This window comes from Endozoicomonas sp. SESOKO3 (assembly GCF_024606255.1).
This window is the reverse complement of sequence record NZ_JAHHPR010000061.1, coordinates 1-1,053: the sequence shown is the minus strand read 5'-3', so window position 1 is coordinate 1,053 and position 1,053 is coordinate 1. Positions and strand designations below refer to the sequence as shown.

The window sequence follows — 1,053 nt, the reverse complement described above, 5'->3', positions numbered from 1 at the left end:
CATTGGCAGAAAACAGAGCTATTGCCTTACTTAACACGTTCAAAGGCACGGCTTTAACCGAATGACACAACAAAAAATCCCGGTCCTGTTGATCAAACTTAAGGTAGCGCTCGACGCCTTTTCCTCCATAAGAAGACAGAAGTCTTATCAATGATTCCAGCATCAGAACGGTTTTAGTCTTTGCATGGAATTGATGAAACTGTTTTAAAACCGCCCAGTTGAGTGACCAGTCTGGCCTGGAGGTGGAAAGATAAAGAGCAACTGTTTTTATCTGGCGATTGAATTTGTCATCCTCTTGATCCTCTGAATCGCTATCGTATTCGTGGACCTCGTCACTCTCTGAATCACTGTTGTCTTTAGCAAATTCATTTAATAGCCACTGTTTCAGTTGTGTTTCCTGATGTTGCAGCGCTTCAATGGCAGGTAGCCCTTCTGATTTCCAGAGCCTGTTCATCATTTGCAGGAGCAGGTGATTGGGTGCACCTCCACAGCTTATCCAACCTATCACTTTTTTCACTGGCTCATGCTTGGGCATGCCTTGGCGATTATTCATGGATGAAAAAGATCGGAACAACTTTATACTGAACTCACCATCCTTGTCTCTCCATTCTGGCCAGTTCAGCACCTCTTTCACTTTTTTATGTTTGAGTGTGCCTTTGCTACTATTCATGGACGAGAAGGCTCGGAACAGTAGCATATTGAACTCTCCATTCTTGTCTCTCCATTCTGGCCAGTTCAGCACCTCTTTCACTTCCTCATGTTTGAGTATGCTCTGGCCATGATTCATGGACGAGAAGGCTCGGAACAGTAGCATACTGAACACGCCATCCTTGTCTTTCCATTCCGGCCAGCCCAGTATCTCTTTCACTTCATCATATTCGGGCACGCCTTTGCCATTATTCATGGATGAGAAGGAGCGGAACAACTCCATATTGAATTCGCCATCCCTATCTTTCCATTCTGGCCAGCTTAGCACCTCTTTCACTTTTTCATGTCTGAGCATGCCTTTGCTGCTATTCATGGACGAGAAAGCGCGGAACAATTCCATACTGA

Annotated in this window: 1 protein-coding gene; it reads right to left on the bottom strand. The window is 44.9% G+C overall.

Translation table 11 applies throughout. From position 1 onward, the window contains the following. Positions 1-1,053: hypothetical protein (locus tag KDK18_RS01030; RefSeq protein ID WP_257252550.1), on the bottom strand; the 1,053-nt coding region annotated here is incomplete at both ends.